The sequence below is a fragment of the Streptomyces sp. NPDC002867 genome (genome assembly GCF_053591895.1).
Map to the genome: position 1 here is coordinate 144,556 of NZ_JBSFUR010000003.1, position 19,847 is coordinate 164,402.

18 protein-coding genes are annotated in these 19,847 nt (G+C 72.8%); 5 read left to right on the forward strand and 13 right to left on the reverse strand.

Going from position 1 to position 19,847, the window contains the following annotated elements:
• Nucleotides 1–10 precede the first annotated feature (10 nt).
• Nucleotides 11–736: a tyrosine-protein phosphatase gene (locus ACWD0A_RS03770; RefSeq protein ID WP_451294294.1), complete on the reverse strand. Its 726-nt coding sequence runs from the start codon at nucleotides 734–736 to the stop codon at nucleotides 11–13.
• A 194-nt stretch (nucleotides 737–930) separates the two neighbouring features.
• Here ACWD0A_RS03770 and ACWD0A_RS03775 point away from each other — a divergent pair, with 194 nt between their 5' ends.
• Entirely contained in the window at nucleotides 931–2,010 is a 1,080-nt protein-coding gene (locus tag ACWD0A_RS03775; protein WP_451294296.1) for a class I SAM-dependent methyltransferase, read from the forward strand.
• Between the two features lie 109 nt (nucleotides 2,011–2,119).
• On the opposite strand, the gene ACWD0A_RS03780 is transcribed toward ACWD0A_RS03775, so the two are convergent.
• Together ACWD0A_RS03780 and ACWD0A_RS03785 are read right to left on the reverse strand one after the other, a co-directional pair.
• A complete protein-coding gene (locus ACWD0A_RS03780; RefSeq protein WP_451294298.1) occupies nucleotides 2,120–4,819 on the reverse strand; it encodes a SpoIIE family protein phosphatase in 2,700 nt (899 codons plus the stop codon).
• A 209-nt stretch (nucleotides 4,820–5,028) separates the two neighbouring features.
• Nucleotides 5,029–5,583: a TetR/AcrR family transcriptional regulator gene (locus ACWD0A_RS03785; protein WP_451294300.1), complete on the reverse strand. Its 555-nt coding sequence runs from the start codon at nucleotides 5,581–5,583 to the stop codon at nucleotides 5,029–5,031.
• A 121-nt stretch (nucleotides 5,584–5,704) separates the two neighbouring features.
• On the opposite strand from ACWD0A_RS03785, the gene ACWD0A_RS03790 reads away from it, so the two are divergent.
• Nucleotides 5,705–6,163 (forward strand): DUF1348 family protein, encoded by a 459-nt coding sequence (locus ACWD0A_RS03790; RefSeq protein WP_451294302.1) that lies wholly within the window; start codon nucleotides 5,705–5,707, stop codon nucleotides 6,161–6,163.
• Between the two features lie 11 nt (nucleotides 6,164–6,174).
• Here the strand turns inward: ACWD0A_RS03790 and ACWD0A_RS03795 are convergent, their stop codons facing one another.
• From ACWD0A_RS03795 to ACWD0A_RS03815, 5 genes are all read right to left on the reverse strand, one after another.
• Complete coding sequence (locus tag ACWD0A_RS03795; protein WP_451294304.1) at nucleotides 6,175–6,657, reverse strand: hypothetical protein; 483 nt, start codon at nucleotides 6,655–6,657, stop codon at nucleotides 6,175–6,177.
• A complete protein-coding gene (locus ACWD0A_RS03800; protein ID WP_451294306.1) occupies nucleotides 6,654–9,128 on the reverse strand; it encodes a molybdopterin oxidoreductase family protein in 2,475 nt (824 codons plus the stop codon). Before ACWD0A_RS03800 ends, ACWD0A_RS03795 begins: the two co-directional genes overlap by 4 nt.
• 104 nt (nucleotides 9,129–9,232) lie before the next feature.
• Nucleotides 9,233–9,904, reverse strand: coding sequence for a phosphoribosyltransferase (locus ACWD0A_RS03805; protein ID WP_451294308.1), 672 nt, complete (start codon nucleotides 9,902–9,904; stop codon nucleotides 9,233–9,235).
• 9 nt (nucleotides 9,905–9,913) lie between these two features.
• Nucleotides 9,914–10,459: a DUF5709 domain-containing protein gene (locus ACWD0A_RS03810; RefSeq protein ID WP_451294310.1), complete on the reverse strand. Its 546-nt coding sequence runs from the start codon at nucleotides 10,457–10,459 to the stop codon at nucleotides 9,914–9,916.
• 101 nt (nucleotides 10,460–10,560) lie between these two features.
• Nucleotides 10,561–10,791 carry a DUF6480 family protein gene (locus tag ACWD0A_RS03815; protein ID WP_451294312.1) on the reverse strand — a complete coding sequence of 77 codons (231 nt, stop codon included), beginning with the start codon at nucleotides 10,789–10,791 and terminating at the stop codon, nucleotides 10,561–10,563.
• 164 nt (nucleotides 10,792–10,955) lie between these two features.
• On the opposite strand from ACWD0A_RS03815, the gene ACWD0A_RS03820 reads away from it, so the two are divergent.
• The gene (locus tag ACWD0A_RS03820; protein WP_451294314.1) at nucleotides 10,956–11,669 is read left to right on the forward strand and encodes a UdgX family uracil-DNA binding protein; all 714 of its coding nucleotides are present in this window, start codon (nucleotides 10,956–10,958) and stop codon (nucleotides 11,667–11,669) included.
• A gap of 220 nt (nucleotides 11,670–11,889) precedes the next feature.
• Nucleotides 11,890–12,396: a hypothetical protein gene (locus ACWD0A_RS03825; protein WP_451294583.1), complete on the forward strand. Its 507-nt coding sequence runs from the start codon at nucleotides 11,890–11,892 to the stop codon at nucleotides 12,394–12,396.
• 47 nt (nucleotides 12,397–12,443) lie between these two features.
• Here the strand turns inward: ACWD0A_RS03825 and ACWD0A_RS03830 are convergent, their stop codons facing one another.
• Nucleotides 12,444–13,157, reverse strand: coding sequence for a class I SAM-dependent methyltransferase (locus tag ACWD0A_RS03830; RefSeq protein WP_451294316.1), 714 nt, complete (start codon nucleotides 13,155–13,157; stop codon nucleotides 12,444–12,446).
• A gap of 120 nt (nucleotides 13,158–13,277) precedes the next feature.
• Nucleotides 13,278–14,606, reverse strand: a complete 1,329-nt coding sequence (locus ACWD0A_RS03835) for a helix-turn-helix domain-containing protein (protein WP_451294318.1) — start codon at nucleotides 14,604–14,606, stop codon at nucleotides 13,278–13,280.
• Between the two features lie 280 nt (nucleotides 14,607–14,886).
• On the opposite strand from ACWD0A_RS03835, the gene ACWD0A_RS03840 reads away from it, so the two are divergent.
• Nucleotides 14,887–16,896 (forward strand): GTP-binding protein, encoded by a 2,010-nt coding sequence (locus ACWD0A_RS03840; protein WP_451294320.1) that lies wholly within the window; start codon nucleotides 14,887–14,889, stop codon nucleotides 16,894–16,896.
• An 80-nt stretch (nucleotides 16,897–16,976) separates the two neighbouring features.
• Here the strand turns inward: ACWD0A_RS03840 and ACWD0A_RS03845 are convergent, their stop codons facing one another.
• From ACWD0A_RS03845 to ACWD0A_RS03855, 3 genes are read right to left on the reverse strand one after another with little or no spacing between them, the layout of a single operon-like run.
• The gene (locus tag ACWD0A_RS03845) at nucleotides 16,977–17,279 is read right to left on the reverse strand and encodes a hypothetical protein (protein ID WP_307717125.1); all 303 of its coding nucleotides are present in this window, start codon (nucleotides 17,277–17,279) and stop codon (nucleotides 16,977–16,979) included.
• Between the two features lie 55 nt (nucleotides 17,280–17,334).
• The gene (locus ACWD0A_RS03850) at nucleotides 17,335–18,216 is read right to left on the reverse strand and encodes a diacylglycerol/lipid kinase family protein (protein WP_451294322.1); all 882 of its coding nucleotides are present in this window, start codon (nucleotides 18,214–18,216) and stop codon (nucleotides 17,335–17,337) included.
• Between the two features lie 29 nt (nucleotides 18,217–18,245).
• Nucleotides 18,246–19,841: an FAD-binding oxidoreductase gene (locus tag ACWD0A_RS03855; RefSeq protein ID WP_451294324.1), complete on the reverse strand. Its 1,596-nt coding sequence runs from the start codon at nucleotides 19,839–19,841 to the stop codon at nucleotides 18,246–18,248.
• Between the last annotated feature and the right edge of the window lie 6 nt (nucleotides 19,842–19,847).

Sequence of the window (19,847 nt, forward strand, 5' to 3'; positions counted from 1 at the left end):
GCGGCCCGGATCACTCCAGGAGCCGCTCGCGCAGCCGCGTGATCACCTCCTCCTCGAGGCCGACGTGTCCGGTGACGTAGGAGCGCAGTGAGCCGTACGTGCCGGTCAGATCCGCGAGGAACAGCCGGATGACGTCCTCGGGAGCCCGGCCGTAACCGGGCCAGTGCAGCTCCCGCCCCGGGTGGGCGGCCCGCCAGTCCGCGATCAGCCGCCCGGTGGCCAGCTCGGTGAGCGCGAAGTCCGCCGCGATGTCGTCGTCGCCGACGCCCAGCAGCCCGAGCAGCACGGCGGCGAGCAGCCCCGTGCGGTCCTTGCCGGAGGCGCAGTGGAAGACGAGCGGGCCCTCGTCGTCGGCGATGATCTCCAGTGCCCGGCGCAGTTCGTCCGTGCCGTCGAGGGCGACTTCGGCGAACCGGTCGGCCAGGTAGCGCCACGGGTCCACCTCGGGGGAGATGTCCGCCTGGTCGTAGGGCCGGTGCTCCACGCTCAGGTTGTGGTAGGCGCCGACATCGCCGTGCGGGACGCGGCCCTTGGCTTCGATCTCCCACGGGTAGCGCAGATCGATCACGGTGCGTATGCCCAGGGAGCGGAAGCGTTCGCGGTCCGCGTCCGCCAACTTGCCGAGCGAGTCGGAGCGGTAGAGCAGGCGCCACTTGACGGTTCGGCCGTCGGCGGCCCGATAGCCGCCCAAGTCCCGGAAGTTGTGCAGCCGTTCGAAGGTCACATGTCTGTCCACGCCGTCACCTTATGATCACCGGCCGCCGTTCCGAGGACGGACTGTGCAGGATGGGAGCGCTCCCGTACCAGGGAGCGGGGGTCGCTGTCGTTCCCGTTCCGTAAGGGCCGACGTCATGATCCGGGCGTAGTGTGACAAAAAGCGGGCCGGTCCCGCCGGCGCGCAGCAGTCAGGCCCGGTGGAAGGGAGCGGCCATGCCGAGCACCGAGACACAGCCTGTGACGGACCCGGCGAAGCAGGAGGCGTTCGCCGCGGAAGTGGTCGATGTGCTGAACAAGGGCGCCCTCGCGCTCCTGGCCGGCGTCGGTCACCAGACGGGGCTCTTCGACACCCTGGCGGGGCTGCCTCCCTCGACCAGCGACGAGATCGCCGAGGCGGCGGGCCTCGACGAGCGGTACGTGCGCGAATGGCTCGGCGGCATGGTCGTGGGGGGCTTCGTCGAGTACGACCCCGGCGGGCACACGTACCGGCTGCCGCCCGAGCACGCGGCCTCGCTGGTCAGCGCGGCCGGACCGGACAACCTCGCCGTCATGATGCAGTACATCGCCCTGATGGGCGAGGTCGAGCAGCAGGTCGTGCGCTCCTTCCGCGAGGGCGGCGGCGTGCCGTACTCGGCGTACCCGCGCTTCCAGGCCCTCCAGGCGGAGGAGACCGCCCGCGTCTACGACCACGGCCTCGTCGACACCATCCTCCCGCTCGTTCCCGGCCTCACCGACCGGCTGAGCTCCGGGATCGACGCGCTCGACGTGGGCACCGGGCAGGGGCACGCGCCGGTCGTGATGGCCCAGGCGTTCCCGGCGAGCAGGTTCCACGGCCTCGACCAGTCCGAGGCCGGCCTCGCCGCCGGACGGGCCGAGGCCGCCGAGCGGGGGCTCGGGAACGTGGAGTTCGTCCTCGGCGACTCGACGGAGGTCACCGGGCAGTACGACCTGATCACCGCGTTCGACGTGATCCACGATCTGGCCAAGCCCGCCCGCACGCTGGCGGTGATCGCGAAGTCGCTGCGCGAGGGCGGCACGTTCCTCATGGCGGACATCGCCGCCTCCAGCAGGCTGGAGAAGAACGTCGGCCATCCGTTCGGGCCCGCGCTCTTCGGCTTCAGCGTCTTCTACTGCATGACGACCTCGCTCAGCACCGGCGGAGCGGGCCTGGGCACGGTCTGGGGACAGGAGACGGCCGAACGCATGCTGGCCGATGCCGGCTTCCGGTCCGTCGACGTGCGGTTCGTCGAAGGCGATCCGCTGAACGTCTACTACATCGCCAGGACGAGCTGAACGGCTGGAGCCAAAGGGGCCGTTGGGGCCGCGAGGAACGCCTGCGGCGCGCGCGCCGCAGGCGTACACCACCCGCTTCTTCGAGGCCGTCGAGGCGGCGGCCGCCGGTTCAGTCGCGGTCGACGAGTGCGGGCACGCCCGGCGAGAGGGGCTGCTCCGTCCAGATCACCTTGCCGTCCGCGGTGTACCGCGTACCCCAGCGCTTCGCGAACTGGGCCACGAGAAACAGCCCCCGGCCCCCCTCGTCCGTGATCGCCGCCTGCCGCAGATGGGGCGAGGTGCTGCTGTGGTCCGCCACCTCGCAGATGAGGCTGCGGTCCCGGATCAGCCGTACCTGGATGGGTCCGTCGGCGTAGCGGATCGCGTTGGTCACCAGCTCACTGAGGATCAGTTCCGTGGTGAAGACCTCCTCGCCGAGGTCCCATTCGGCCAGCTTCCGCGACACCGCGGCCCGGGCCTCCCGTACCGCGGCGGGGTCCGGTGGCACGTCCCACTGGGCCACCCGGTCCGACGTCAGGACGCGGGTACGCCCCACGAGCAGCGCGATGTCGTCGCGGGGGCGCTCCGGAACCAGCGCCGCGAGGACCGCCTCGCAGGTCTCCTCGGGTGTCCGGCCGCCGTCGTGGTCCAGGGTGCGGCGCAGCAGCTCGAGGCCCTCGTCGATCTCGCGCTCGCGGTCCTCGACGAGCCCGTCGGTGTAGAGGACCAGCCGGCTGCCCTCGGGCAGCCGCAGTTCCAGGGTCTCGAACGGCATGCCGCCCAGTCCCAGCGGCGGACCGCCCGGCACGTCGGCGAACTCGGCCGTTCCGTCCGGGAGGACGATCGCGGGCTGGAGATGGCCGGCCCGCGCGATGCTGCAGTTCCCGGAGACGGGGTCGTAGATCGCGTAGATGCAGGTTGCCCCGGTGACCGAGGCGTCCACACCGTCGTCCGTCTCGTCCTGGTCGATACGGGCCACCAGTTCGTCGAGGTGCCACAGCAGTTCGTCCGGCGGCAGGTCCAGGCTGGAGAAGTTGTGCACCGCGGTGCGCAGCCGCCCCATCGTCGCCGCCGCGTGCAGTCCGTGCCCGACCACGTCCCCCACCACGAGCGCCACGCGCGCTCCCGGCAGCGGGATGATGTCGAACCAGTCGCCGCCCACTCCGCCGAGGCCACCGAGCCCGGCCTGTGCCGGCCGGTAGCGGTAGGCCATGTCCAGCGCGGTCTGTTCCGGCAGGCCCCGGGGGAGCAGGCTGCGCTGCAGCGTCACCGCCATGGTGTGCTCGCGCGAGTAGCGGCGTGCGTTGTCGACGCTCACCGCGGCACGCGCCACCAGCTCCTCCGCGAGCGACAGGTCCTCCTCCTCGAACGGCTCCGGCGTCCCGGCCCGCCAGAACATCGCGACCCCCAGCACCACACCCCGCGCCCGAAGCGGCACCGCGATCATCGAGTGCATCCCGTAGTCGACCAGTTGCGGCGCCCGCACCGGGTCCTGGCGCTGCCAGCCGGTGAAGGCGGACAGATCCGTCTCCAGGACCGCGTCGCCCTTGCCGAGTCCCGAACCCAGCGGCGTCGTGGGCAGGAAGCGGATCGCATGACCGAGCGGGTACAGAGCCGTGTCGTCGGGGCCACTGAACGCCGTGCGCCGCATGTCCACGTCCACGCCGGTGGCAGTCGGCTCCTCGCCGCGCAGCACGGCCTCCACCAGGTCGACGGTGGCGAAATCGGCGAACCGGGCGGCGGCGAACTCGCACAACTCCTCGCAGGTGCGCACCACGTCGAGCGTCGTGCCGATCTCCGTGCCCGCGTCGTACAGCAGCTTCAGCCGGCCCCGGGCCACATCGACCCGCCCCGTCAGCGCCTGGAGTTCCGTGGTGTCCCTGAACGTCGCGACCGTGCCCGGCGGCCCGCCGGCCTGGTCCGTCGAGCGCTGGTTGACGGCGAGCAGCCGGTCGCCGACCGGGACGACCTCGTCGGTGGCGATGCGGCCGGACGTCAGGAGACGCGCGGTGCGCGGCTCGAGACCGAGGTCGCCGACCGGGGAGCCGTCCACGTCGGCCGGCAGGCCGAGCAGGCGGCGTGCCTCGTCGTTGGCCAGCAGCAGCCGGCCGTCCCCGCCCACGATGACGACCCCCTCGCGGACGGCGTGCAGGACGGCGTCGTGGTGTTCGTACATCCGGGTCATCTCGGCGGGCCCCAGGCCGTGGGTCTGGCGGCGCAGTCTGCGGGTGACCAGGGCGGTGCCGCCGGTCGTAAGCATCAGGACCCCCGCCGCGGAGCCGAACAGAAGGGGGAACTGGTCCTCCACGACGCCGCTGACGCGCGCGATGGTGATCCCCGCGGACACCATGCCGACGACCTTGCCGTCACTCGCCCTGATCGGGACGACGGCCTGGACGAGCGGGCCGATCGTCCCGGTGATCTTCTCGGTGACGACATCCCCGGCCAGGGCCGGAGCGAAGTTGCCGACGAATCTCTTGCCGATGCGGTCGGTGAAGGGGTGCGTGTAGCGGATGCCCTCGGTGTCGAGGACGACGATGAAGTCGACCTCCGAGCGTTTGCGGGCCTCCTCGGCCCGCGGCTGGAGCACGGCGGTCGGATCCGGGCCGGTGAGGGCCTCGGCGGTGCCGGGCGCGTTCGCGAAGGTTTCGGCCACGGCGACGGACCGGTTGCGGGCCTCCCGTTCACTGTCGGCGCGGGACTGGAGCACGAGAGCCGCCATGGCCGCGGCGACGAGCAACACCACGATCGCCACCTGCAGGAGAAAGACCTGACCTGCGACAGTTCGCATCCGAAGAACCGAGCGCGGGCGGCCGTAGCGTCCGGCCATATGCTCTTTCTACACCTCCCGCACAAGGTGGGCGAACCGCGCGGAGTGGAGTGAAGCGCCCGCGTTCACGCGGCTGTCGCGGGTCGCTCAAGCATGCCAACCGGGCTGGTTGTGACCAAGGTCTTCGCACAACTCCGTGTGCAGGGGCCGCCGCAGGGCCTGTTGGGGAGGTCGTTGTGGGCGGTCGTGTCATGGTACGGAGTGCTTCGTCACTCCCGCTCGGTGACGAGGCGTGCCGCGGCCTGCCGGGCGTGCAGGGCGGCGTCCGGGTCACCGGTGATCCCGGCGGTCGCCATCGCGCCCTCGGCGAGCAGCCGCAGATGTTCCGCGGTGTCGCCCGGCAGGCCTGCATCGCTCACCAGGCCCGTCAGGTAGTCCTTGAACGCCTGCTTGTGCTCCTTGGCCCGGGCGGCGACCGAGGGTGACGTCGCGCCGAGTTCCCCGTAGCCGTTGATCCAGGCGCAGCCGCGGAAGCCGGGCTCGCGGAACCATGCGTACAGCCAGTCGAAGACCGCCAGGATCCGCTCCCGCGGGTCCGCCGAGCGCTCGACGTGCAAGGCGAGCCCTTCCCGCCAGCGGAGGTCGCGACGCTCCAGGTAGGCGTCGACGAGCTGTTCCTTGTTGGGGAAGAGCTGGTAGAGGCGCTTGAGGGAGACGCCGGAGGCCGTGCGGATCGCGTCCATGCCGACCGCCTGTACGCCCCGGGAGTAGAACAGCTCCTCGGCCGCGTCCAGCGCCTGCTTCCTGGCCGTCGCACTGTCCATGACTACTGCCCCTCCTTGACCCGAGAACCATCGTTCTCTACGGTAGCAGCGCCGAGGGGGAACGCTCGTTCTCCACATGTGGGGCGCCTGCTCGCACGGCGCCGTGCCCGATGGAGGAACCATGACCACCCGCCCCCCGCTGCCGCCCTTCACCGCCTTGACCGCGGCCATGAAGGTCCAGGCGGCCGAGGACGCCTGGAACACCCGCGACCCGCACCGCGTCGCGCTCGCCTACACACAGGACTCGGTCTGGCGCAACCGGGACGTCTTCGTCACCGGACGCGCGGCCATCACCGAGCTGCTGACACAGAAGTGGGACCGCGAACGTGACTACGCGTTGCGCAAGGAGCTGTGGGCGTACGACGGCAACCGGATCGCCGTCCGCTTCCAGTACGAGAGCCGTGACGCCGACGGCCAGTGGTGGCGGTCCTACGGAACCGAACTGTGGGAGTTCGACGCCGCCGGTCTGATGGCGCGCCGGGAGGCGAGCATCAACGACGTCGCCATCACCGAGGAGGAGCGGCGCATCTTCGGGCCGAGGCCGGCCGCCGAACACGGCGTGCCGTTCCCGCCGGCCTGACGGCGTCCGGCCTACGCCAGCAGAATCTGCGGACTCGCCTCCTTCAGCTTCGCCTGAGCCCAGCGCGCCTGGCGCAGTGTGTCCGGGCGGCATGTGGCGGCGAGCCGCAGCAGATCCTGGTCGTCGAGCGCCTGCGCCGCCTGGGCGAGCATCTCCCAGTCGGCGGCGACCCCCGTCGCCTCCGTGCACACCTTCCGCAGGTCGCGCAGCATCAGCAGCTCGGCCTGCCCGTGGCGGCCCGCCAGTTCGCTCGCCCGCTCCCGTATCCTCGCCACCGACGAGATCTCACCCCGCCCGGCCGGATCGAGCCGGGCGCCGTACGCCGGGGCCGTCTCGGCCAGTGCCCGTATGTGCCGGTGCGACCAGCCCGCCAGGTCACGGGCCATGTAGGAGACCTCATAGTCCGTGCGGTGCCGTTCGGAGACCACCATCAGATGGTGCGCCAGGGCGTTCTCGCCGTGGTGCAGTTCGCGCAGCAGCAGTCCGATCCTCATGGCGTGGCCTCCTGGTCGTCGTCGCCGGCGGGAGGGCTTGCCTCCTCCGCCTCGGCCGCGGGCCCGCCGCGGGTGGGCGCGATGCCCTCGGTCACCGGGGCGGAGGCGGTGTTCGTCGGAACGGTCTGCGCACCGTTGCCCGCGCCGATGCGCCGGATCCTGGCCGCGGCCGTCTTGAACAGCGGCTGTTTGGACACCGGGTCCCAGTCGGTCGGGGTGAGTTCGTTCGCAGCCCGTGGCGGCCGGCCGGCGCCGTGCCCGTTGCCGTCGTCCCAGTAGCCGTAGTGGAAGGGCAGGAACAGCACCCCGTCCCGGATCGCCGTGATCCGCGCCGTGGCCCGGACACTGCCGCGCGGGGTCGTCGCCTCCACGAGGTCGCCCTCGGCGACACCGGCGGCCTCCGCGTCGTGCCGGGACAGCTCGATCCACATCTTGGGCGCGGCCGCCTGGAGTTGGGGCGTGCGGGCGGTCTTGGTGCGGGTGTGGAAGTGGTACAGGGTCCGGCCCGTCGTCAGGACGAGCGGATAGCCGTCCGAGGTCTGCTCGTGCGGCGGCAGGTACTCGGCCGCCTTGACCATGGCCTTGCCGGACGGATTGAGCGCGCGGTACTCGGGCTCCTCCAGCGGGGCGCCGGTGACGAGATCCCGGCCGTAGCTCTCGCAGGACGCGGGGTCGCTGAAGAACCGGCCGTCGGCGTAGAGCCGTTCGGTGCCGTCGGGACGCTCGTCGTCGCACGGCCACTGGATGCCGCCGTGCTCGCGCAGCCGGTCGTAGGTGATGCCCGTGTAGTCGCACGGCCGCCCCCGGCTGCACTCCTGCCATGCTGCGAACACCGACTCGGGACCGTCCCAGGGGATCAGGGGCCCGCCGTCCTTGTCCCGCAGATCCAGGCGGGCGGCGTAGTCGAGGAAGATGTCCAGGTCGGAGCGCGCGTCGCCGGGCGGATCGACCGCCTTCTCGGACAGATGCACCGTACGGTCGGCGTTGGTGAAGGTGCCCGTTTTCTCGCCCCACGCGGCGGCCGGCAGCACGACGTCCGCCAGCTGGGCCGTCTCGGTCAGGAAGATGTCCTGCACCACCAGGAACAGCCGCCTGCGGCCCAGCACCCTGCGGATGCGGTGCAGTTCGGGCAGGGACACCGCCGGATTGGTGCCCGACACCCACAGCATGCGGATCGAGCCGTCCTCCACGTAACGCATGATCTGCATGGCGTGCGTGGGCGGGCCGTAGTGGGGGATGCGCTCCGGTGCGACGTTCCATATCCGGGCCAGCTCGGCGACGTGCTCGTCGTTGTTCCAGTTGCGGAAACCGGGCAGGTCGCCGTCGGCGCCGCACTCACGGGTGTTCTGGGCCGTCGGCTGGCCGTTCATCTGCAGCACCCCGCAGCCGCGCCGCCCGAGCATGCCGCGGATCAGATGCAGGTTGTTGACCTGGATCGCGGCGGCGGTCGCCTGGTGGGACTGGTAGAACCCCTGCAGAACGGTGGACATCAGCCGCTCCGCACCGCCCAGCAGTTGTGCGGCACGCCGGATGTCGTCGGCCGGTACCCCGCAGATCTCGGCCGCCCGCTCGGGGGGATACTCCGCGACGCACCGCTGGAGTTCGTCGAAGCCGACCACGTGCGCGTCGATGTAGTCGCGGTCGATCCGGCCCGTCCGCACGATCACATGGAGCAGGGCGTTCATCAGGGCGACATTGGTGCCCGGCTTCGGCGCCAGGTGGACCGTCGCCGCCCGCGCGACCGGGGTCTCCCGGGGATCGACGCAGACCAGCGCGGGCGGATGCGGCCCGGCCAGCCGGTCGAGGACCCGGCTCCACAGGACGGCCTGGCTCTCGGCCATGTTGTGTCCGAACAGCGCGATCACGTCCGCGTGGTCGATGTCCGTGTACGAGCCGGGCTGGCCGTCGCAGCCGAACGACGACTTCAGCGCCTCGGCCGCCGTCGCCGTGCACAACCGGGTGTTGCCGTCCAGGTGGTTGGTGCCGATCCCGCCGCGGGCGATCAGGGAGAGCGCGTAGTACTCCTCCAGGAAGAGCTGCCCGCTGGTGTAGAACCCGATGGACGAGGCGCCCTGTTCGTCCATGAGCCGGCGGGTGCGCGCGACGACACGCGACATCGCCGTGTCCCAGTCGCTCTCCACCAGCTCGCCGCCCTCCCGCACCAGCGGGCGGGTCAGCCGGTCCCGTGAGGCGTTCGCCTGCCAGCCGAAGAGGTCCTTGGCATCGAGCCGCCCGTGGTTGACCCGGTCGTCGGGCCGGCCGCGCACGCCCACGATCTCGCCCTCGCGGACGGCGAGGTACAGGGCGTCGCCGTTGGAGTGCATCACCGAGGCGCTGGGCACCCAGCGCTCCACGTCGTCGGCGCCGATCCCCTCGGCGAGGTACGAGTCGACCCGCACCGGCCAGGTACCGCCGCGGTCGTAGGGCGTGCGGGTGCCCCAGGGCTCGGCGATGCGGTCCGTTCGTTTCATGAGCGCCTCCTCTGGCGTTTCATGAGCGCCTGCTCACGCCGCGAAAAACCCCTCCGCCGACATCGGCCGGGGGCGGGCGGCCGCCGGCCTCGTCGCTCCGGCCGTCACCGTGCGGACGCGGGCGGACCCGCGGACGCCGCGGCCCGCAGGATGCCGATCACTTCCTCGTCGCGTACCTGACCGAAGTCCTCGTACCACTGGCCGACCGAATGGAACGACTCCGGCGTGTACAGGCACACGAGGTCGTCGACCTCGGCCCTGAGCACGGCGGCGGGCTCCTTCGCGCAGACCGGCACCGCGAGCACGATCTCCGCGGGGTCCATGCCCCGCACGGCGCGCACCGCGGCCCGCGCGGTCACGCCCGTGGCCAGTCCGTCGTCGACGACGACGGCCGTGCGGTTGTGCAGGGCGGGTGCGGGCCGCTTGCCCCGGTAGAGATCCTCGCGCCGGTGCAGCTCCGTGCGCTCCGCCGCGACCTGCGCGCCGAGGCGGTCGGCGGTCAGATCGAGCATGGCCATGGTCCGCGCGTCGTACAGCGGGGGGTCCTCGCCCGCCAGCGCACCGACCCCGAGCTCGGGATTGAACGGCGCACCGATCTTGCGGGCCACGACGACGTCGAGCGGTGCGCCGAGCGCCCGGGCGATCTCGTCCGCCACCGGCACCCCGCCGCGCGGCAGCGCCAGGACGAAGGGGGCGCGCAGCCGCTCCTCCCGCAGTCTCTCGACCAGCAGCACCGCCAGTTCCCGTCCGGCCGCCCTGCGATCACGGAAACGCATGAGTGTGCCTCACTCCCGCCCGGTTCCCGGCTCCTCACCGGCACCCGGTTCCTCGTCGGCGCCCAGCCGGTCGTCGGACATGATGTGCATGGCCGCCTCCTCGGCGGAGGCCGCACCGCCGTCGATCCCGACGTCACGGGCGACCACGTCGCTGGGCCTGCGCGGCGAGGGATCCTCGGCGGGAGCCAGCCGTCCGGCCCGTTCCTCACCGGCCAGTTCGTCCACCGGTTCACCGTCGCCGCCCACCTGGTCGCCGATGCCGTTGCCCTCGGGCGGAGCCACGTCCGGCGTCTCCTGGGCGAGCCGCTGGTCCAGCGTCTCTCCGGCCTGCTGCTCCTCGCCCGTGGTGCCGTACCGGCCGACGGCGAGGGGGCGCTCCGGCGGGGAGTAGCCCTCGGCCATCATGTCGTCCAGGTCGCGCTCGCCGATCACGTTCTGCATGTCGAGCTCGTCGCTCGGACGGTTCTGCGCGTCCGAGTGCGTGGGCTGGTACACGTCGTCGCCGCGGGCCTCGTCGTCCCGGGCCCGGTCGCCCTGTTCGGTGCCTTCGGACATGGCGCACTCCCTTCTCGGCCGGTCCCGGGCGCCGTCGTTCGGGGCCCGGGGTTCTCGGACGTATACGCGGGTCTTCGGAGGTCCCGCTGCAGGTCATGCCTTCACAGCATCATGGCGAGCGCGAACGCGAGGAAGAACGCCGCGCACAGGACCACCACGATGCCGATGATGAACAGCGGTCCCTTCGTCCAGCCGCGTGTGAGGTCTTCCCGCGGCCCGGTGCCGGAGCCGGCGCTCGTCTCCGCGGGCGGGGTCTCGCCCGGGGGCACGCCGCCTCCGGGTTCGAGACCTGGGGTGGTGCGTGGATCGGGGTCTGGGCTGTTGCTCTTCATACGGGGCGAGTGCCCGTAATCGCCCGGATCAACAGCCTGGATTCGGATCGCTCGCCGGGATCCGCGCCGCCTGCCGGTACCGGGTGCCCGCGCGAGTACGGCGGGCCCGCGGGGGTAACCGGGCGACAAGGACCACGAGCCCCGCACGGCGGGAGGCGAGAGCGGTGACCACCAGTGAAGAGCAGCGGCTGGGGGAGGGCTACGACGCCGGGCCGTTCGTGCCGCGGCGCGGCGGTCTGCCGACGCTGCGGCGAGCCGCCGCCGGCTGCGAGGGCTGCCCCCTTTTCCGCAACGCGACCGGGACCGTGTTCGGCGCGGGGACCTCTTCGGCCAGGGTCGTGATCGTGGGAGAACAGCCGGGCGACCAGGAGGACCGGCTGGGGGAGCCGTTCGTCGGACCGGCGGGCAGGTTGCTGCGCAAGGCCCTGGGGGAAGTGGGCATCGACGAGAGGACGGCGTACTTCACGAACGCGGTCAAGCACTTCAAGTTCGAGCCCGCACAGCGCGGCAAGCGCCGGATACACAAGACTCCCAGCCTGCGGGAGATGACCGCGTGCCGCCCCTGGCTCGCCGCCGAACTGCGCGTGGTGGACCCCGACCTCGTGATGGCCCTCGGCGCGACCGCGGGCAAGGCTCTGCTCGGCGGCACGTTCCGGGTGAGCGAGCAGCGCGGCCTGCTGCTGCCCATGCCGCCCTGGGACGGGCTGGGGCAGGTCGACGTGTCCGGTGAGCAGGGGATGCCGCCCGAGCGCGCCGCTGCGGAGGGCTGCGTCATCGCCACCGTCCATCCCTCGGCGGTCCTGCGGGCGGACGACCGGGAAACGGCGTACAAGGGGCTCGTCGCCGACCTGCGCGTGGCCGCCGAGGTACTGGCCTGAGACACCGGCCCGGGCCCGGGGCCGAGGCCCCGGCCGGTGGGGCTTACGATCACGCGGTCAGCAGCGCGGCCCGTGCACCGGCCGCCTCCCGTACGGGACAGCCGCACCCTGTCCCGCACCCGCGAAGGAACTCGTGTGCGCCGGCGCCACGCAGAACACCGCCGACGCGGCCCGCCGCGTCACGGACGTCCTCCAGCCCCGCAACGTCCTGCTCGCAGGTATGACCGGCATCGGCCTGGCCGCGGCGGGCGGCCACTGGACCGGCGTCCTGTGGGGCCTCCTCGGGGCGCTGTGCGCGGGGATCGTCCCCGCCGCCTACATCGAATGGGAGCGCAGGCGCGGCACCTGGGGCGACCGGCACGTCGTGGACCGCACCCAGCGTGCGCCCGTCTTCCTGGTCATCCTCGGTTCGATCGGGACCGGCTCCGTGGTGATGGTCCTGGGCGGCGCGCCCAGGGGCGTGCTCGTCGCCATGATCGCCCTGTGGGCCATGACCGTCGTCCTGCTGACCGTGAACACCGTCTGGAAGATCAGCGTGGACTCGGCGGTCGCCTCCGCGGTCGTGGCGCTGACGACCGCCGTCCACTCGCCGTGGTGGCTGGCCGCCTGCCCGATGGCCCTCGCCGTGTGCTGGTCGCGCGTCGCCCTCGGTTACCACACGACCGCGCAGACCGCGGCCGGAGCGGCACTCGGCGCGGCCACCGGCGCGGCGTTCCTGATGGGATAGCCGCGCCGGGCCCGGACCGAGCGGTCCGGGCCCGGGGACGCCGGCGGTCAGGCGGGCAGACGCCGGACCCTCAGCACGTTGTCGGTCCGCGTGGCGGGCCGGCCCTCGGGGTCGTTCTGCGCGCGCTCGAACTCCTCGCAGCGCTGCACCTCCCAGCCGCCCGCTGGCAGGTCCAGCGCGTCGAGGACCTCCTGTGGCGTCGGCAGCGGCACCCCCTCGTGCGCGGTGGGCTCCCAGGGGGCGGGCCCCGCGTGTCCGACGATCAGCAGGACGCCTCCGGGAGCGACCGCCGAGGCCGCCCTGCGCAGGATCTCCTCGCGCGGCAGATCGCCGGGGGAGTGCAGGTAGTGGGCCGAGACCAGGTCGAACTCCCCGTCCGGGAACGACACGGAGAGGTCCGCCCGCCGCCACTCGACGGCGTCGGCGACCCCCGCCTCCTCGGCGTGGCGGGCCGCGCGTTCCAGCGCGACGGCGGAGATGTCGGTCGCCGTCACCCGCCAGCCGCGCTGCGCGAGCCAGATCGTGTCGGCGCCCTCGCCGCATCCCAGGTCGAGCGCGGTGCCGGGCCGCAGACCGGCGACTTCACGGACGAGCGCGGTGTTCGGATTGCCGCTCCAGACCCGCTCGCTCCCGCTGTAGCGGGCGTCCCAGAACTCCGCGCCTCCCGCATCGCTCTCGACCACCGGTGTGTGCTCCTCGTCGTCGCGCTGTGCCGTGCCGGAAGACCCAGCGGTCCCTGTCTCTTCTGCGAAAGCCGTCATGCCTCGTACCTCCGTTTCACGGGCGATACTCCGCCCGTGCCGAGTCGGGGGCAAAGAAGCTTGCCGACTCCGCAAAAACCGGTGGCCTGCCCGCTCCCGGCGGGCCTAGCCGCCCCCGGCTCAGCCCGAGTCGTCGCCGGACGCCACCACCCAACGGCCCAGCCCGTAGTCGTAGTCGTGGACGGGGCGTCCCCGCACGCCGCTCGTACGGAACGGCCTGCCGCCGTCGTCGATCCGTACCGTGCCGCCGCGTTCACCGCTGCTCCACCGCAGTTCCAGGTACCAGTCGCAGTCGCACCCGGCCGTACGGCCGCTGACGAGCAGCGACTCCGGATCGGAGGAGGAGACGGTGTACGGGAACGACACGGCCGGAATCGGCTCCCCGGAGTCGTTGCCGGGCACCGGGCGCGCCACGGGGCGGGACGCGTCGAGGTCGACGTCGAACAGACGCGGCGTCAGCGCCCCTCCGCATCCGGAACTCGTGCGGAACACGCCCTGCTCGGGCGGGGTCCGGCGTTCCACCACGCGCACGTGCAACGACTCCAGCACCACGGCTTCGGCGCCCCTGCCCCGCACCGTGATGCGCACCTGCGTCTCGCCCCCGTGAAGCCCGCCCAGGGACGCGGCCCATGACGCCGCGTCGGCCTGCACGGGCGGCGGCGGCACGGCGGCGGGGTCGCGGTCCAGCAGATACGCGTGGTCGCAGCCGTTGCGCCAGACATGGTCGTCGACGGTCCAGGCGAACGGCGTCCCGGTGGTGGGCGCACCCCCGGTGCGCCCGGGAGCCGCCGCGCCGGGCCGACCGCTCGCGTCGCCGGAGCGAGGACGCGGACCTGCGGTCCCGGACTCCGTGGCCGACGGCGGACCGGGCGGGGAGGTACGGGGGCGGGCCGACGGCGGGGAGACGGCCGGTTCCCCGCCCGGCCCGCGGTGGGCCGTCGGGGCGTCACCGCCGGAGCCGGGGCTGAGGTCGCGGAAGCCGACCAGCACGGTGAGCACGGCGAGCAGGAAGAGCGCTGCGGCGGACGCGACGACGAGGACGGGGCGACGGGAGCGCCGTGGCACTCGCGCCGGCCCGGCGGGCCGTGGCACCTCCGGGGCCTCCTGCTCGCCGGGAGCGGCGCCGGCCGTGGACGCAGCGGGGACGGCGGTGGCCTCCGGCTCTGTTGCGCCGGCCTCCCGGCGTACCCCGCGGTCCGCGTCCGCCAGGACCCACAGCCGGTGCAGCTCCGCCAGTTCGTCACGTCCGCAACCGCACAGCCGCGCCAGCCGTTCCACCGGTGCGAAGTCCAACGGGACCGTCTGCCCCGAGCAGTAGCGGTGCAGCGTCGCCGTGCCGACACCCACGCGCCGTGCCAACGCCCCGTACGTGCGCCCCGACCCTCCGCGCAGCTCGTGCAGCCGCCGTGCGAAAGCCTCGGTCGACGCTCCTCTCGGTGTGTCCGTCACCCTCGGTCCTCCAGTCGGTCCGCCCGGCAGGCGTTTCCCCCACTACGGAAGCCCCACGTCAGCCGGGGTGGAACGGTTCCCCGTGTGCGCCGGGCAGGTGACGCTCCGGTATTTATTCGGTTGTCCGCTCCGACACGCGTCTGCTGCACTGCACGGGCCCGAGCGAAGGGCCCGAGCGAAGGGCCCGACGACCGACTCACCCAGGAGCACTGACTCATGCGCGGAACTCTCATGTCCCTCTCGGAAGGAAACGCCCCCCATCTCAAGGACATGACACTTCGTGCACACGCTGAACCTGGGAATCCTGGCGCATGTTGACGCCGGCAAGACAAGCCTGACCGAACGGCTGCTCCACGCCACGCACGTCATCGACGAACTCGGCAGCGTCGACGACGGAAGCACGCGGACCGACTCACTGGATCTGGAGCGGCTGCGCGGCATCACCATCAAGGCCGCCGTCGCCTCCTTCGACGTCGACGACGTCACGGTCAACCTGATCGACACCCCCGGTCACCCCGACTTCATCGCCGAGGTCGAGCGGGCCCTCGGCGTCCTCGACGGCGCGGTGCTCGTGGTCTCCGCCGTCGAAGGCGTCCAGGCGCAGACCCGCGTCCTGATGCGCACACTCCAGCGTCTGCGCATCCCGACGCTCCTCTTCGTCAACAAGATCGACCGCCGCGGCGCCCGCTACGGGAGTCTGCTGCGCGCGATCGGCGAGAAGCTGACGCCGGCCCACATCGCGATCAGCGCCACCGAGGCGCTCGGCACCCCCGGCGCGGTCAGCCGGCCGCGTACCGGCCCCGCCTTCCGCTCCGAGCTGACCGCCCTGCTCGCCGAGCACGACGACGCCCTCCTCGCCGCCTACGTCGACGGCGCCGCCGAGGAACTGCCCGAGGCCCGGCTCCGCGGGGAACTCGCCACGCAGACCCGCCGCGGGCTCGTGCATCCCGTCCTCTTCGGATCGGCGATCACCGGCGCCGGGACCGACGCCCTGATCGGCGCGCTCACCGAACTGCTGCCGACCGCGCCCGCGGACGCCGAAGGCCCCGTCTGCGGCACCGTGTTCAAGGTCGAGCGCGGCCCGGCCGGGGAGAAGACGGCGTACGTCCGCATGTTCTCCGGCACCGTACGCGTCCGGGACAAGCTGCCCTTCGGCAGCGGCTCGCACGCCGGGAAGGTCACCGGGATCAGCGTGTTCGAGCACGGTGCGGCCGTGAACCGCGAGGCCGTCTCGGCCGGACAGATCGGCAGGCTGCGAGGGCTCGGGGCGATCCGCGTCGGTGACAGCGTCGGCGCGGAGGCACCGGCGCGGGCCGCCGGCCGCCATTTCGCCCCTCCCATCCTGGAGACGATCGTCGTCGCCCGCCGGCCCGGCGACCGGGGCGCTCTGCACGCCGCCCTCACCCAGCTCGCCGAGCAGGATCCGCTGATCGGCCTGCGCCGGGACGAACTGCGCCAGGAGATCTCGTTGTCGCTCTACGGCGAGGTGCAGAAGGAGGTCGTCCAGGCCACCCTGGCCGACGACTTCGGCATCGACGTCGACTTCCGCGAGACGACGACGATCCATGTGGAACGCCTCGTCGGGACGGGCGCCGCCGCGGAGTTCCTGGACGTCGACCCGAATCCCTTCCTCGCCACGGTCGGTCTGCGGGCCGAACCGGCGCCCGCGGGCTCGGGCGTGGAGTTCAGGCTGGAGGTCGAACTGGGCTCGATGCCGTACGCGTTCGTCAAGGCTGTCGAGGAGACGGCCAGGCAGACCCTGCGCCAGGGGCTTTACGGCTGGGAGATCCCGGACTGCGTCCTGACCCTGACGCACTCGGGCTACGCGCCGCGCCAGAGCCATGCCCACGCCGTCTTCGACAAGAGCATGTCCAGCACGGCCGGTGACTTCCGCAACCTCACGCCGCTGGTCCTGATGAGCGCGCTCCGGCAGGCGGGCACCGAGGTCCACGAGCCGATGCACGACTTCCGCCTGGAGATCCCCGCGGACGTGTTCGGCGCCGTGCTGCCCGTGCTGACGCGGCTGCGCGCCGTCCCGCGGACGTCGGCCCTCAAGGGCTCCTCGTACGTGATCGAGGGCGAACTGCCCGCCGCGTCCGTGCACGGCGTGGAGCGCCAACTGCCGCGGCTGACCAGCGGCGAGGGCGTGCTGGAGAGCTCTTTCGCCCGCTACCGCCCGCTCCAGGGCCCGCCTCCCCGCCGGCCCCGCTCCGACCACGACCCGCTGGACCGCCGCAAGTACCTCCTGCGCGTGGTGCGCCGCACCGGAGCCCGCGACGATCACCGGTGACGGCGTGCGCTGCCCTGCCGCGTCCGCGCCGTCCTCCACGGTGCCCGACCGGACACCGCGTCACCCCACCACCGGCCGCGTCAGCCGCCGACCCCGGGCGACGCCTGCGGCACGGCGGGCACCGTCGCGGTCGTGGGACCGCGCACCGCCGCGATCACCGCGTCGTGCAGGTCGCGGCTCGCGGCCTCCGACGGGCACGGCGCCGGACTTCCCGACACCGTGAACCAGTCGGCCGCGCCGGTGTACTGCACGGTCACGGACGCCTCGCCGTCGACCCAGGTGGTGTGCACGGTGAGGTCGCCCGAGACGACACCGACCTCCTCGGTGAGCACGCCGCCACGGCCCGAGTACACGCCAGGAGTAGTCCAGGATGCCCAGCTCATGCATCCAACGTCACACTGTTCCCGCTTGATCGCTACTGGCGCGGCAGGCCTGGTTTCAGCACAGGATGCGGAGCGCTCCCGGCTGCACCCTCGCCGTCACCGGCAGCACCGCGTCGACCTCCCCGTCCGCGCCGTACGGGACCGGGCGGTCCGCCTCGATGCGAATCTCCTTGCCCCGCAGGATCTCCACCTGGGGCCGCGCCACGTGCGCCCCGGTCCTCAGCTCGTTCATCATCGTGAAGAACAACCGCTTCGGGGCGTCCTGGACCACCACCACGTCCAGCACGCCGTCGTCCAGCCGAGCACCCGGCGCGATCTCTCTTCCGAAGCCGTAGAAGCCGGAGTTGGCCGCCACCACCGTGTAGCCGCGGCGCTCGTGCACGACTCCGTCGATCGTGATCCGGTACGAGGCGGGCCGCCAGGCCATGACCGCCCGCAGCCCGCCCGCGTAGTACGACGCCGCTCCGCGCAGCAGCCGGGAGGTGTTGGCGTGCCGGTTGGCGACGGCGTCGACCCCGGCGTACACGCTGCCCAGGACGGAGATCCCGGCGTGCACGGCCGATTCGACCTCGATGGTGTCCACGGCCCGGACCTCGCCCCGCAGCAGCACCTCCGCGAGCCGCGGGGCGTCGGTGGGCAGGCCCAGGGCGCGGGCGAAGTCGTTGCCGCGGCCGGCCGGGACCAGACCGAACACGGTGTCCGTGCCGCTGAGCGCCCCTCCGACGCAGCCCGCCATCCCGTCACCGCCGACGGCGAGGACCACGTGGCCCTGCGCACCGGCCTGCCGGGCGAGTTCCCGGGCGTGGTCGAGGCTGCGGCTGTACAGGGTGTCGAGCCGCGCGCCCGCCTCCCGCAGGAGCCGGGCCAGGGGAAGCAGGGCGGCCGTACCGCTGGAACCGCCTGCGGTCGGGTTGACGACGGCGGTGAACTGTCGCATGGATGGCGCCTCCGGACGGCGGGAACGGGTCAGCGGACGGGGATGAGGACGCCGGGGCTGAGGACTCCGGCCGGGTCGATCTCGGCCTTGACGGCCTGGAGCATGCGGACGCCCACCGGCCCGATCTCCGAGGTGTACCAGTCGCGGTGGTCGGTGCCCACTCCGTGGTGGTGGCTGATGGTGCCGCCCGCCGCCAGGATCGCGTCGTTGGCCGCCCGCTTCGCCCGCTCCCAGTGGGCGACCGGATCGTCACCCTGTGCCGAGACGACGGTGAAGTAGAGCGAGGCGCCGTTCTCGTACACGTGCGAGATGTGGCACATGACCAGCGGCGGTGTGCCCGCCTCGGTCAACGTGCCGGTGAGGGCCTGGCGCACCGCCGCGTACAGCCCGGGCACGGCGGACCAGAACGCGGCCGTCTCCAGCGTCTCGGCGAACGCCCCGGCGTCCAGCAGCGCGTCGCGCAGGTACGGGGCGTTGTACCGGCCGTGCTCCCAGCGCTCGCCCGGCTCCTCGCCGGCGAACTCGCCGCCGCAGGCGAGCAGGACCTCCCGGGCCGCCGCGCGCCGCGCCGCGGTGTCCTCCTCGGTGCCCTCGTAGCCGGCGATCGCCATGCAGCCCGCCCCCTGCGGGGCCTCGGCGGTGCCGATGGCGTCCGGCTGGGCCAGGCCGATGAACGTCTCGGTCTCGTCCGAAAGGCGCAGCACGGTGGGCCGCGGTCCGTCCTGCGCGAGCCGGCGCAGGGCGGCCGCTCCCGCCTCGAACGTGGCGAAGCGCCAGCCCTCGTAGACGCGCTTCTGCGGCAGGGGCCGGATGCGGACCGTCACCGCGGTGATCACGCCGAACGCGCCCTCGGAGCCGAGGACCAGCTGCCGCAGGTCCGGGCCGGCCGCCGAGCGGGGCGCACGGCCTGTCTCCAGCGTGCCCTCCGGAGTGGCGAGCGTCAGGCCGAGGACCATCTCGTCGAAGCGGCCGTATCCGGCCGACGCCTGGCCGCTGGAGCGCGCCGCGGCGAAGCCGCCGACGGTGGCCCACTCGAACGACTGCGGGAAGTGGCCGAGGGTCCAGCCCCGCTCGTTGAGCAGCGCCTCGCACTGCGGGCCGCGCAGGCCCGGCTGGACGGTGGCGGTGCGGGATACGTCGTCGAGGGCCACGAGCCCGTCGAGCCGGCGCAGGTCGAGCGCGACGAACGGCCGCTTGGCCTCGGGTGCGAGTCCGCCGACGACGGAGGTGCCGCCGCCGAACGGCACGGCGGACAGCCCGTGTTCGGCGCAAGCGCGCAGCACGGCCAGCACCTCGTCGTGGCTCCCCGGCAGCAGGACCGCGGCCGGTGTGTCGCCGGCCTCGCCGGCGCGGATGCGCAGGAGGTCGGGGGTGGACTTGCCCCGGGTGTGCCGGATACGGCTCTCGGCGTCCTGGCGCACGTACGCGTCGCCGCCGACGCAGGCGGCCAGCGCCTCGCGGGCGCCGTCCGGGAGCGGGGAGGCCGGCACCTCGATGGCGTCGAGCGACGCGGGGCCGGTCTCGCGGGGCGTGACGCCGAGCAGATCGCGCAGCAGTCCGATCACCGTGCCGGGCAGCGGGGCCGCCTTGGCCGGGTCGCCCCAGCCGCTCCACAACATGTCCACTTCGGT